The organism is Mariniflexile soesokkakense (assembly GCF_039650365.1).
GTDB classification, from domain to species: Bacteria; Bacteroidota; Bacteroidia; order Flavobacteriales; family Flavobacteriaceae; genus Mariniflexile; species Mariniflexile soesokkakense.
Genome location: NZ_JAZHYP010000002.1, coordinates 486,702 through 500,688, shown reverse-complemented (window position 1 = coordinate 500,688; position 13,987 = coordinate 486,702). Strand labels below are relative to the sequence as shown.

Below are 13,987 nucleotides of genomic sequence, written 5' to 3'. Positions count from 1 at the left end.
ATGAATAAGAATATATTAATTAAAACAACCGAAAAGGATAATGTTGGAATTGTAGCCAATGAAATTGGTATGCAAAAAGGAACATTAGTTGATTTTGGTTTTGCACTTTTAGAGTTTGTGCCTAATGGACATAAAGTGGCTTTACATGATATAAATGAGGGTCAGGAAATTATTAGGTACGGAGAAGTTATTGGGTATGCCGATAAAAATTTGAAACAAGGAGCATGGATTAACGAAACCAATATATTATTACCCAAACCGCCCGAATTGGAATATATTTCAATGCCTGAAACTAAAAATATTGAAATAGTACCATTAGAAGGCTATACGTTTGAAGGTTACAAAAATACTGATGGAACTGTTGGAACAAAAAACGTTTTAGGCATTTCTACAAGTGTACAATGTGTAGCGGGGACAACCGAATATGTAGTTAAAAAAATTAAGCAAGACTTGCTTCCGTTGTATAAAAACGTAGATGATGTAGTTGCTTTAAATCACAGTTACGGATGTGGAGTTGCCATAGAAGCACCTGCAGCCATTGTTCCTATTAGAACCATTCAAAATATAGCAACAAATCCAAATTTTGGCGGTGAAATCATGGTCATTGGTTTAGGTTGTGAAAAGTTACGACCAGAACGTATAGTAAGTGAAGATAAAAAATCGGGTGATAGTATTACTTATATGCAAGACGAATCGTTTCACGGATTTAATGAAATGGTTGAAGGTATTTTGAAAACAGCTCAAGTCCATTTAGAAAAATTAAACAAGCGAAAAAGAGAAACCTGTTCTGCTTCCAGTTTAGTAGTGGGCATGCAATGTGGAGGGAGTGATGCGTTTTCAGGTTTAACTGCGAATCCAGCTGCTGGATTTGCAGCCGATTTAATAGTCCGGGCAGGAGGTAGTGTCATGTTTTCCGAAGTTACCGAGGTAAGAGATGCCATTCATTTATTAGTTCCTAGAACCGAAAACGCTACGGTTGCCAAAGCATTATTACAAGAAATGAAATGGTATGATGACTATTTGCTTCAAGGTAGTGCAGACCGAAGTGCCAACACAACACCAGGAAATAAAAAAGGAGGGTTAAGTACTATTGTTGAAAAATCTTTGGGGTCCGTTGCCAAATCGGGTACAAGTACCATTGTAGATGTTTTAAAACCTGGAGAAAAGATTAGAAAAAAAGGATTAACATTTGCAGCAACTCCTGCAAGCGATTTTGCTTGTGGGACTTTACAGTTAGCAGCGGGTATGAACGTACATTTATTTATGACCGGTCGTGGTACGCCTTATGGATTAGCCATGGTACCTGTTATAAAAGTAGGTTCAAATTCAAAACTAAGTAATAGATGGTTTGATTTAATAGACTTTGACGCAGGAAAAATAGCAACAGGTGAAAAAACAATCGAAGCCATGGGTTGGGAGTTGTTCCAAATGATATTGGATGTTGCCAGTGGAAAAAAACAAGTGGCTTGCGATAAATTAGGGTTGCACAACGATTTAGTGTTGTTTAATCCAGGACCTTTAACATAATAGAAAAATATTAAAATTATTAAATAATGAAACATCCATGGCTACAATTTAGTCACAGAGAAGAATGATTGTATGGATGTTCCATCTGACAGATGAAAAACAAAAAATATAAACAGATGAAACTAAGTTTAGAAAGAATAAAAAGTGCTTTGGCCGATGGGTTATTATCATTTCCAGTAACCGATTTAGATGATAAAGGGCAATTTAACAGCGTAACGTTTGCCGATAGATTAGAGTGGTTTATGAGTCATCAAGTGTCATCCATATTTGTAGCTGGTGGTACAGGTGAGTTTTTCTCACTATCTAAAGATGAATATATAAGCATCGTTAAAGTCACTTCGGAAACTGTAAAAAGTAAAGTTCCAACCATATCAAGTGTTGGTAGAAGTATTCCAGAAGCTATTGAATTTGCATCCATTGCAGAAAAAGCGGGTATAGATGCGCTTCTTTTAATGCCTCCATATCTTACAGAATGTGCTAAAGAAGGAGTTTTTGAGTATGCTAAAACCATTATGCAAAACACAAATTTACCAGTCATTTATTACAATCGTGCCAATGGAATCCTTCCGGCTGAATATATTCAAAAGTTAGCCGATGCTTGTCCTAATTTTATAGCCTTAAAAGATGGAACGGGTAACATGGAAGCATTAAATACAACCATTAAAACCGTTGGAAATCGTTTAATTTATATTGGTGGCGTGCCAACAGCCGAAATTATTTCTGAAGCATATTTGTCAATTGGTGTGAACACCTATTCTTCGGCAGTATTTAATTTTGTGCCAGAAATGGCAAACCATTTTTATAAATCGTTAAGAGCCGGAGATAAGGAAGCTGTTAATTTGATTATTAAAGAATTTTTTATTCCTTTTGTAAAGTTGAGAAGTAATTCCCAAGGATATGCTGTAAGTTTAATTAAAGCAGGAGCCAAAATAATAGGTAAAAGTGCAGGCGATGTTAGAGCTCCATTACCAGTACCTAATACTGATGAGGTAGAAGTGCTTAAAAAATTAATTGATAAAGCGGGAACTTTAATAAAATAGAATTTTTATGAGTACAGACACAATTTTTTACGGAATAAATGCCTTAACCAATGAAAAACTAGAAGGTGAATTTATCAATGCATCTAAGGTGCAAGTTGACGAAGCTGTTCAAAAAGCGGTTATTGCTTTTGAAAGTTACCGAAAAAAAGATAACCAAAGCATTGCTAATTTTTTAGATGAAATAGCTGAAGAAATATTAAATCTTGGCGATGCCCTTTTAGAAAGGTGCCATCTAGAAACAGCTTTACCATTAGGAAGGCTTCAAGGCGAAAGAGGCAGAACCATGAATCAATTAAAATTATTTGCCACAGTGGTTCGCGAAGGCTCTTGGGTAGATGCAAGAATTGATACAGCCATTCCAGATAGAGCACCAATTCCAAAATCGGATATTAGGCACATGCTTTTGCCATTAGGCCCGGTAGCTGTTTTTGGCGCAAGTAATTTTCCTTTGGCATTTTCAGTGGCTGGAGGTGATACAGCTTCTGCATTAGCATCAGGATGCCCCGTAGTTTTTAAAGGACATCCAGCTCATCCAGGAACTTCAGAAATGGTAGGTAACGCCATCATAAAAGCAGCAAAAAAATCAGGTATGCCAGAGGGTGTTTTCGCTTTGCTTCATGGTAGCTCTAACGAAGTTGGGGAAGCACTGGTTAAGCATCCCAATATTAAAGCAGTAGGGTTTACGGGTTCTTATAGAGGTGGTAAAGCATTATTTGATTATGCCAATAGCAGGCCAGAACCAATCCCGGTTTTTGCTGAAATGGGAAGTACCAACCCGGTATTTATTTTGCCGCAAGCATTAAAAGAAAGAGGTGAAGAAATTGCATCAGGAATGGCAGGGTCTATCACATTAGGTGTGGGGCAATTTTGTACCAATCCTGGACTTTCATTTTTACAAAAATCGGAAAGCATTGATACGTTTTATACTAACTTAGCTAACGGAATAAAAGGAACACCTTCTGGAACGATGTTAACGTCAAATATATTAAAAGCTTTTAATAACGGAGTTGCAAATACATTAGCAATTAATAATGTTGAAGAACTCGCATCTGGTTTGTCTGGAGAATCAGCAAATAGTGCTGTTCCTAAAGTATTTAAAACGTCCATTGAGAATTTTACAAAAAACCAATCTTTATCAGAAGAAAACTTTGGGCCATCGAGTGTATTCGTTGAGGCGTCTTCAAAAAATGAGATACTTGAAGCTGCCAGAAACTTAGAAGGTCATTTAACGGCAACCATTCATGGTACCGATGAGGATTTTAAAGAATATAAAGAACTTTTTGATATTTTAGAATTGAAAGTAGGGCGTATTGTAATAAATGGGTATCCTACAGGTGTAGAGGTTTGCCATTCTATGGTGCATGGTGGCCCATATCCTGCAACTACAGCGCCTAATTCAACATCCGTAGGCACCAATGCCATAAAGCGTTTTGTGCGCCCAGTGTGTTTTCAGGATTATCCGGATGCTTTTTTGCCAGATGCACTTAAAGCAGAAAATAAATTAAATATTTGGCGTTTGGTTAATGGGAATTTGGAAAAATAATATTTTAAGATTTTATATTAAAAAAGCTGTTTCTTTTAAAAGAAACAGCTTTTTTGTTTTCAGTGGGTTAATCTTTAAAAACTAAAGCAGTTTATTCAACCATTATCTTTGACATATAATTTCCTTTTTCAGTATCTATTTTTATAATATACATCCCAGAAACTAATTTGTTTTTTATATCAATTGTATAGGTATTGGAAATAGATTTTACGGGAGTTGTTTTAATCATTTGCTTCCCTAATAAATCATATACAGATAATGTTAAATTATTGAAATTTTTATTTTCAATTTTCACATTAATAGATTCAGATGCAGGATTTGGGAAGATTTTAATTCCCAGGGCATTTTTATCTAAATTATTTGTGCTTAATGTCGTTGTTAAATTTCCTTCTAAACTTATATAATCATACATCACGTGGTTTACTACAGGAGATGATGTAGATGGCATTTGTAAATTGATAATGTTATTACCTGTACGTAATATGTTATAAGGAATATCAAGAACGGTTAATCCGTATTTTGCATGATTGGATTGTCTCAAAAAGGCATTGCCACCACCTACTGGAGGATAAAATGGTAAAGGAGTTATACGCGTACCGTTCACATAAACCCAAAATTGAGCATGGTCTGCACTTGCAAATGCCACAGTTAATTTAGCATTACCTGTTGCTGGAATGCTACCAGTTAAATCGAAATTCAAATTCCAGTTCCAAGATTGAAAACTACCGTCCGAATTAAAGTAGGTAGAATGTACATATGGCAACACAGTGGTCCAGTTTTTATCGGCAACATTATATTCTATTGGGTTTGGAAATGTACTTGCGAATTTATCTTGCACAAATCCTTCGCAATAATCAAAATCACCAAATTTATATTCGGAAGCTGTTCTATCTGGAACACCAATTTCCCATACAAGTTTTCCATTGTTTCTAGGAATGGTCCAGTTTACACTACCTAAATTCGTAGTTCCAGCAGCTGTAACAACAACGTTTTCCATTCTATATTCATTTATAGCCCCATTTTTAATAGCAAACAAAGTGTATGTGCCTGGGCGTACATGCTTAATATCAAAATTACCATAAGCATCAGTTTTTACCCAGTATTGAAAATTTTTGCTTTCAAACTGCCAATCTCCGTTCGATTCGGCGCTTAATTCAGTGACACCAATCCATGCGTTTCCTCCATCTAATTCCGGTTTTTCTGAATCAGTTATCGAAAAATTTCCAATGATATTTCCACGTCCATCGGCTTGTGGATATTCAGGAGTGTTTGTAAGCCATGTATAGGGCCATTCTGCACGTTCTTGAGCAGCTCTTGTTTTGGCATCTTCCCAATTTGCATCTCCAGTAGCTTTTTCAGAAGTGTATATTAAGTAAGGCCCGTAAATTTTAGACCAGTCTTCACCTTGAGGGATGTTAAAACCTTTTGAGTTATAATGAACGTTTGTTAGCAGGACATGAATAATTCCAGCTGCAGCATTTAAATCGTGGCTAGTTGGTCCCGCAGGAAAAAACTCGTGACTTCCAAATACTGCCCAACTTCCTATATTATTTATATCACTGGCATGTCCCCAAACTGGTAGCTCTAATAAACTTTCTGAATATTCATATTTCCCATCATATTTTCCAGCTCGCACACCTGTGTTGAGTTTTATAATTTCTTGAATGCCAGTAGCCGATGCATTTTGATTATCGTATACAGATGGCATTTGCCAATTTTTTACATCGTTCACATAAATTTTTTCTGTTAAATAATCAGTGCCATTATCACCAATCCAAATAACTTGTCTCCAAGAGCCTAAATCAAAATCAGGGTATTCTGGTTTATGATGTAAAATAGAATAGGTATATAATCCAGTATCATCTTTTTTAAGTACATAATGGATATCAGCATCACAGGGAGCCAAATAATTACCATCCGAATAGGTTCTTTTAAACGAAACATCAATATAATCTTCGGTTTCTTCTTTAATAGAAAATACGGTTCCAGAAATTTTATCAAATCCATAAGAGCCCGTAAAATCGTAATAAGTTCCAGATCTAGAACCACCATTTTGTTGTAAAGTTTCAACGCCATTAACTTTTAAAGATTCAACATTACTAGTAGCTTTGTCTATCCTTGCTTCTAATATCCCATTATCAAGAATGATATAGCTTGCATATTCTTTAATTAATCTGTTAGGGTCTTGAGAAATTGCTACAGTAGTTCTTGAACCATCAAAATTAGCAACTAAAGTTGTGTTTGCCGGTGATGTAATCTTTCCATTTGAAATATGGTTGTTTATAGTTGTGGTATGGTTTCCATTAATTAATAAGGCCCCTAAACCTGCAATATGAATACTTCCATTGGTTCCTATATTAACACCCGAGGACACTTCTACAGTGCCTCCGTCTATGGTTAAAGTTCCAATAGGATTCGAGCCGCTGGGGCTAGTTCCAATCTCTAAATAGGAGCCGGCATATAAAGTGCCTCCTAAAACATTTGCAACGCCATTTCCGCCAGCTCCATAGCCTATATAAAATTGGTTTTTACTGTGTATGGCGCCTCCATTTAAATTTAAAGTACCATTTGCTGTTTTACCTAAATAAACAAAATTTCTAATGTTTAAATCAGCCGGGGCGTTTAGTGTGATAGTACCATTAAAAGAATTACTATTCCAAGGAAGTAATACCCCGTTAAATGTAGCGTTTGCTCCTGTAAGAATGTTTAATGAGCCAGGGCGGTAATTAACATTGTTTGCATTGCCCCCAGATTGAATAGGGTTATTTGGTGAACCTGCACCAATAACAAGGGTTTCACTTTGTATGTTGGAAAAGTCAATGGCTGTATTGCTCCAATTGTTTACGTTATAAAAATTGGTATCAACGGCACCTGTCCAATTTGTTTGTGTATGTGATGACTGTGATAAACTAAAAAATATCAATACAGCAATGAATGATAGTGATTTTGTATATGTAATTTGTATCTTCATGTCAAACCTTAAGTTTATTTATATAAATAAGGGTGTGTATTATAATAATACACACCCTTATCTTAATTAATTTTTTATTATTAACGAAATAATACTATTTCATTAATAATTTAACAGATTTTGCACCTTCAAAAGTTTTAATAGTTGCTATATAAAGTCCAGATTTAAAAGTGAAGTTAGTATCTTCATTTGTTTTAAATGATTTTACTAAAGCACCAGTAATACTATAAATGTTAATTTCTGAAGTTGATTTAACATTAGATACGTAGATTCTGTTTCCAATAGCTCTAACATCTGTAGAAACTAGTGAAGCTTTTTGCCCAAGGCCTAAAGTTACATAATCAGGGTTTACATATAATGAGTTAGGAACAGGTAATCCTGTTAATGTATAAGCAGCATTTCTCCAAATGGTTAATGCTTCAGAAGTAATATTTGCTCCATCACCTAATATTGTAGCACCATAGCTAAATGATAATGCAACAGCATCTACTGTAAGTACATCAGTTCCAGATGTTCCAAATCCAGTTCCAGAAGGAAGGTAGTTCACAACAAATGCTTGGTCAGCATTAGTAACTTCTGGAACAGAAGCTAATAATGTGCCAGTTGCTGTCATATCTAGGTTATTCAATACATCAATAGCTTTATTGCCACCAGTAGAACCATCATCGTTGGCGGTAGCTGCTGCAAAAATATTAATAGCATTTCCGCCTGCGAAATTAATTCCTCTAAACATCGGGTTGCTTTGGTTTGCTGGATCTACGGTAACAGCTAAGTTTTGTGTTCCTGTTACTGCTGCATCAGCATCGGTAACAGCTTTGCCATTTCTAAACGCCCAAGTTTTGTTGTAGATAATTGGAACGGTAACATTTTTAATTCCTAAAACTCCTGTAGGTGTAAACATTCCAGCTCCAGAACTAATAGTTTCTTGAGCAATTACAAGGTCATAGCCAGTAAGATCTATTTCAGTTCCTGCCTGAGATGATTCTAAGTAAGTTACATTAAAGTTAGCATCAGCTTGTAGCATTTTAATTACTGGGTCTGCACCTGGAGCAGAAGCACCAGCACCTTGACCAACACCCGTTTGGTTTACATAAAGTACGTTTTTAGGTGTAGCTGCTACAGCAGTTACATACGTTACGTCAATTGTAAAAGCATCGTAAGTAATAACTATTTCTTTGCCTGGTGCTGCTACTATTTTACCAGCAGCAACATAACCTTCCACAAAAGATACTTTATCACCAGTTAATTCTAAGGTTCCATTGTCAATGGTCATATAACCAGTACCTGCACGAGATGGTTGTTCGTCAATAGGGAAACCGCCATTTACAGTTAAAACACCACCATTAAGGTTTAGTATGCCCACACCAGCGTATCCGCCTAAAATAATTCCGTTAAGTGTAGAAGTTACTGTACCGCCATTTATGTTAAAAGTACAATCACCTTGATCACCTATTATCAATTGGTTTTTAGTGTTAACTAAACCACCATTAATATTAATCACTTGTGGGTTTGCAGCATCGTTGCCAAAACGTCCTTGGTTTCTAATATTAATATCAGCGCCTGCCTCTACATTTAATGTACCGCTTCCAAAAGGGTTACCTCCACTGGACCAAATCCATAGTTTAGCGGCAACGGTTAATTCTCCTCCAGGGTTTATATATAAATGACTAACAAAATCATCTGCATTACCAGCTGATGATAAAGTTGCATTTAATATTGGATTGTTAGAAGAAGGGTCAATAATTACATTGTCAGAGGCGTCTGGCAAAAGTCCGTCATTCCAGTTAGTTGCGTCTAAAAAGTCAGTGCTTGTTCCTCCTACCCAAATTTGTGCATTTAAAGCTCCCATAGAGAATACTAAAACGCATAGAGTTAAAAAGTTTTTTAGTAAAGTTGTTTTCATAATTTAGTAAAGTTGTTTTTAATTAGTTAATAAATGTAATTTTTACACTTTCTAAATATATAAATGAATTTTACTTTTACCATCCTGTACTTACCTGTTATTTATAGGAATATGGATGAAATACAGTTTTAGAATGACGTATGGTTTATAAATTTTTTAATTTAATAAATAAAGAAGCAGGGATCTTAAAAACACTACCATGCCTAGTGCCTTTTGGAAATTGTATTCTATCTGAAATATCTTCCCAAGTTTTTAAATCTTTAGATTGGATGGCACCATATTTATGGTCTCGATACTTATCAAAATATACAATCCATTGATTCTCAATATTTATAGCGGTTGGTCCTTCTGCCCAATAGTTTCCTGTAATGGGTTCGCTGGCTTTTGTGTATGGGCCAGTAAGGTTGTCGCTATAAGCTACTTTTAAATTTTTTTGTACAGGGTTTTTGGTTTCATCTTTTAAGAACATCACAAACTTGTTGTTATGTTTTTGAATGGTAGCATCAATGACGTTAAAACCAGGTTCGTATAATAATTTGGTTTTGCTAAACGATTTGAAATCTTTTGTAGCCGTGTAATACATTCTATGGTTATAACCGTTGTCTTCAGTAGATTGAGTTTCTGGAAACTTGCCAGGGATGGTTGAAGCCCAATAAATCATGTATTCATTATTAGTTTCATCATACGTTATTTCTGGAGCCCATGTGTTTCTAGTGTTTTTTTCGTACTCCATTACAGGAATGAACTTTTGTTCAGACCAGTTAATTAAATCTTTTGAAGATGCGTAACCAATACCTTTATCTGTCCAACTCACCGTCCAAACCATGTGGTACAAGCCATCGCCACCTTTAATAATGCATGGGTCGCGCATGAGTTTGTCTTTGCCAACTTCTGGTGTTAAAAAAGAGGTGTCGTTTTTTAATGATTCCCATTTATAGCCATCTTCACTAAAGGCCAAATGCAAACCGTCTTCACCGTTTCCTTTAAAATATGAAAACATATAAACTTCTTTTTCAGGAATAAAGTTATTTGCTATCAGCCAATTTTCACAAGCTTTAGGCCAATTAAGGTGCGTGCCAAACCTGCCTAAACCAAAACCATGACCACCATTTTCATAAATGTGCATTTCGGCGGGTACTTTGTTTTCTTTTAAAGCTAGGTAATAATTGATGCTGTTTTTAACAGGTACAGCGCCATCATCGGTTGCATGGATTAAAATGGTTGGCGGTGTGTTTTCATTTACCTGTTTTTCATTTGAATATTTTACAATTAATGCTTCGGAAGGATTTTTTCCTAAAAGATTCATTTTTGAACCATTATGAGTGATGCCATCTTCCATAGAAATTACGGGATAGATTAACATGGAGAAATCTGGTCTTGCACTCGTTCCATCTGATGCATAAACAGTATCGTTATAATGTGTAGAAGCGGTTGAAGCTAAATGTCCACCAGCCGAAAAACCAATAATACCAATTTTATTTGTGTCTAAATTCCATTCTTTAGCATTTTTCCGAAGCATTCTAATGGCTTGTTGTGCATCTTGAAGTGGACCAATGGTTTTGTTTTCCATAATAAGGTCGCTTGGTAATCTGTATTTTAGAACAAAAGCCGAAATACCAATGGAATTAAGCCATTCGGCAATTTTATCACCTTCTTTGTAATGCGATAAAACACCGTAGCCACCACCCGGACAAATTACAACTGCGGTGTTTTTTTGATTGTCATTTTTTGCAAGAAACACTTTTAAGGTAGGGTCTGTAACTTTTAGTATACCTGTTGCTTCACCACTATCATTTAGTCTAAACACTTCTTTGTAAGTTTCATTTGTAATAGCACTTGGAACTTTTTCCCAAAGTTTAACTTCTTCGTTTTGGGAAAATGTGTTATTCACTAATCCAAAAAACAGGAATCCTATAATTAATGCTTTATTTGTTTTTTTCATTTTGTTATTCATAAAATTCAATTTCTACAATGCGCAATTGCCCTTTGGCTTCGGTTGCATTTTTATCTTTATATAAATCTAATTCTTTGGTAGGGTCTACTTCAACAATTTTATCGAAGGCGTCCTTTTCGGTATTATCGCCAATTAACTCCATGGTGATTTGTTTTGCTAAAACGGGTTTTAAAGGTATTGAAATGTATCCTAAACTCTGCCACGTATTTCCTTTATAAACCTCTTCGCCATCGGCTAAGATACGAATAGGATAGCTTTTAGTGCGCCACCCCGTAAGCTTAACCACACATTCGGTTACTATCGATGGTTTCGCCAGGGTGTATATTATTTGCCCGCTGCTTATTCTGCCATCATTGGTCCATTCGGTTAGTTCATTGTCATCATAACTATTATAAACAGCATCGTTATTAGATTTTGCTGTAGCATGACTTATAAAAACAGGATTCCTCTTTACGGTGTAAGAAGGTGTTTTTGGCGTAGCACCCCGTTCTAAATTTGAAGGTAAATTTTGATTAGGAAACTGTATTGAAAGTCCGTTTTCTGTTAAAAAAGGAATTGTTTTTAAATCAATTTGTGAAGATTTTAAACCTTTGGATTTAGCAGTAATGGTAATGTTATCTGCTTTTAAACCAGACTGGATCATAATTCTGTTCACGCCATTTTCAACAGGAAGTTTTTTAGAACCAATATAATTATCTGGACCTTGAGCAATGCCTCCTAACCAAGTAGCTTGTCCTTCTAATGAAAACTCAATTAAACTGTTATCAATGGGACATCTATTCCCACTTTTATCAACCACTTCTACATCAACCAATGCCACATCGGCGCCATTTGCTAGAAATCCATTAGGACTTATATGCGGTGTTAATTTTATAGCAAAAGGAGTTCCTACTGTTGTTTTTGTAGCTTCGCTAACTAGGTTTCCATTGTCATCATAACTGATGGCTTTTATGGTACCAGCTACCCACGCAATGTTTTCAAAAGTGAATAAAAACTGTTTGGTTTGTTTACCATAACCTTTAGAAATTCCGTTCACAAAAAGCTCTACCTTACTTCCTGAAGATACTACATACATATTTTTTATAACACCTTCTTTATAATTCCAATGGCCAAAAATATGACTACGATGATTTTCAATATCTACCCAACCATCCCACATCACTTGATGTGCAAAAAAACCATCTTTAGGAATTCGCATTGGGTCAACTTCACCACTTGTTCTATAATTAGATTCGCCACGGTGATGGGTGTTGGTATCTGAAAAAATAATATTGACACCACCAGAACTCACGCGATGTCCCGTGCCAGGGCGTTCTACATAATAATCGTACCAACGTGTTATGTTTTCTATAGCGTGGGCATCTTGGTTATGGTTATAATCCGAAGCATCGTTGCCACGATACAATGGTCCTTCACCTTCTTTATGGTACGGTGGTGAAAACTCATCCCAATATTTCCGCAAACCTTCATCTCTGGAATATTCGGTTGCCCAAAGTGGTTTTTTGGCACTTTTGTTTATATATAGCATTTCACCACCGTATTCGGCTTCTTTACTATCAAGCATTTCGCGCGAGCCAATAGCACGACCACCAAAAGGATCGTACGTATTTCTTAGGCTTTTCATTTCGTGCATGTGGGGTTCGCTAATAACTTCATTACCACATTCATAAAAAATAATACTAGGGTTGTTACGGTTGTAAATAATAGCATCTCGCATTAATGATACACGTTGCATCCAGTTAAATCCTTGCGAATCTTTTTCTGCATCTCCAGCAGGCATTGCTTGCATCAATCCAACACGGTCGCATGATTCTATATCCTGCTTCCAAGGTGTAACGTGCATCCAACGCACTAAATTAGCATTACTTTCAACCATCATCTTGTTACTAAAATCGCTTAACCATGGCGGAACCGACATCCCTATTGCTGGCCATTCGTTACTGGTGCGCTGTGCATATCCTTTTATTTGGATAACGCGATCGTTAAGTAAAACTTCACCATTTCTGAATGTAGTTTTGCGAAAGCCAGTCTTGGTATTAACTTCATCTACAATGTGTCCATCAACTTTTAAAATAGATTTTACAGTGTATAAATATCCGTAACCCCAACTCCAAAAGTTTAAATTATTAACTTGAGCATCTGCTTTTAGTATTTTGGTTTCGTTAGGTTGAATAGTTGTTTGTTTTCCTATGAATTGAGAGATTTTGTTTCCAGATATATCATATACTTCAATTTCTAGTTCAACAGTTTTGGGAGCATTGAATTCATTTTTTACCTGAGTTTCAATGTTTACGGATGCTGTTTTGTGTTCAATATCAATATCTTTTGCATACACATAAACGCCAGTGGTTTTTAAATTGGAATATAATGGTAGGGTTTGGTATAATTTATCGGTAATATGAAGAAATACATTCTTAGGTATGCCACCGTAATTAGCGTTGAAATTGATATTGTTCCAGCGGTAGGAGGTGTTTGTTGCGGTTTCTTTATACTTCCAATCGTTATCGATACGAAGGGCGATGATATTTTCAAAAGGAAAGGGTTTTACAAACTCTGAAATATCCAAACCAAACGCCATCACACCGTTTTCGTGCATACCAACTTCTTCACCATTTACATAAAAAATACCACCTTGACGAATGCCTTCAAACTCTATAAATACTTTTTTGTTTGAAATACCTTTGGGGAGTTTGAATTTTTTTCGATACCAAACAATGCCTGTGGTTAAATGTTCAATATCTTTTAAAAAGGCTTCATTTTGGTTATAAGCATAAGGAAGTGTTGCTTTTTTCCAAGTTTCATCTTTAAAATTAGTGGCTTTTGCATTTTCAAAATCGCCTGTTTTTAATTTCCAATCGGAATTGAAATTATATTTTTCTCTTTTAAATTCTTGGGCAGCTATTAGATTAGCACCAATAAAAAACAGAATGACTAATGGTAATAGTTTTACGAGATTGTAAGTTTTCATGTGTCTATATTATTTGTTTTTTATTGGTTACATGTAGCTTCCATTTAGTCATTTCTTGGGCATAGAACACTCGTTATGTAA

The 13,987-nt window shown here is 35.6% G+C and carries 7 protein-coding genes; 3 read left to right on the top strand and 4 right to left on the bottom strand.

Translation table 11 applies throughout. The annotated features are described in order from the left end of the window. The 3 genes from garD to VP395_RS05875 all read left to right on the top strand — a co-directional run bounded on the left by garD (window position 1) and on the right by VP395_RS05875 (window position 4,110). Complete coding sequence (gene garD / locus VP395_RS05885) at window positions 1-1,527, top strand: galactarate dehydratase (protein WP_346240821.1); 1,527 nt, start codon at window positions 1-3, stop codon at window positions 1,525-1,527. A 116-nt stretch (window positions 1,528-1,643) separates the two neighbouring features. Then, window positions 1,644-2,567, top strand: coding sequence for a 5-dehydro-4-deoxyglucarate dehydratase (locus VP395_RS05880; RefSeq protein ID WP_346240820.1), 924 nt, complete (start codon window positions 1,644-1,646; stop codon window positions 2,565-2,567). 7 nt (window positions 2,568-2,574) lie between these two features. Then, a complete protein-coding gene (locus tag VP395_RS05875; RefSeq protein WP_346240819.1) occupies window positions 2,575-4,110 on the top strand; it encodes an aldehyde dehydrogenase (NADP(+)) in 1,536 nt (511 codons plus the stop codon). 91 nt (window positions 4,111-4,201) lie between these two features. On the opposite strand, the gene VP395_RS05870 is transcribed toward VP395_RS05875, so the two are convergent. The 4 genes from VP395_RS05870 to VP395_RS05855 all read right to left on the bottom strand — a co-directional run bounded on the left by VP395_RS05870 (window position 4,202) and on the right by VP395_RS05855 (window position 13,906). Continuing rightward, on the bottom strand, window positions 4,202-7,081 hold the full coding sequence (locus VP395_RS05870) for a polysaccharide lyase family protein (RefSeq protein WP_346240818.1): 2,880 nt from the start codon (window positions 7,079-7,081) through the stop codon (window positions 4,202-4,204). A 94-nt stretch (window positions 7,082-7,175) separates the two neighbouring features. Then, window positions 7,176-8,984, bottom strand: coding sequence for a T9SS type A sorting domain-containing protein (locus tag VP395_RS05865; RefSeq protein ID WP_346240817.1), 1,809 nt, complete (start codon window positions 8,982-8,984; stop codon window positions 7,176-7,178). Between the two features lie 145 nt (window positions 8,985-9,129). Then, window positions 9,130-10,926: a prolyl oligopeptidase family serine peptidase gene (locus VP395_RS05860; protein WP_346240816.1), complete on the bottom strand. Its 1,797-nt coding sequence runs from the start codon at window positions 10,924-10,926 to the stop codon at window positions 9,130-9,132. 4 nt (window positions 10,927-10,930) lie between these two features. Continuing rightward, window positions 10,931-13,906 (bottom strand): glycoside hydrolase family 2 protein, encoded by a 2,976-nt coding sequence (locus VP395_RS05855; RefSeq protein WP_346240815.1) that lies wholly within the window; start codon window positions 13,904-13,906, stop codon window positions 10,931-10,933. Window positions 13,907-13,987 lie beyond the last annotated feature (81 nt).

Coding starts and splice junctions, on each gene's coding strand:
- VP395_RS05860 (WP_346240816.1), bottom strand. CDS start 10,926: ATGAAAAAAACAAATAAAGCATTAATTATAGGATTCCTGTTTTTTGGA.
- VP395_RS05865 (WP_346240817.1), bottom strand. CDS start 8,984: ATGAAAACAACTTTACTAAAAAACTTTTTAACTCTATGCGTTTTAGTA.
- VP395_RS05870 (WP_346240818.1), bottom strand. CDS start 7,081: ATGAAGATACAAATTACATATACAAAATCACTATCATTCATTGCTGTA.
- VP395_RS05855 (WP_346240815.1), bottom strand. CDS start 13,906: ATGAAAACTTACAATCTCGTAAAACTATTACCATTAGTCATTCTGTTT.
- garD (WP_346240821.1), top strand. CDS start 1: ATGAATAAGAATATATTAATTAAAACAACCGAAAAGGATAATGTTGGA.
- VP395_RS05875 (WP_346240819.1), top strand. CDS start 2,575: ATGAGTACAGACACAATTTTTTACGGAATAAATGCCTTAACCAATGAA.
- VP395_RS05880 (WP_346240820.1), top strand. CDS start 1,644: ATGAAACTAAGTTTAGAAAGAATAAAAAGTGCTTTGGCCGATGGGTTA.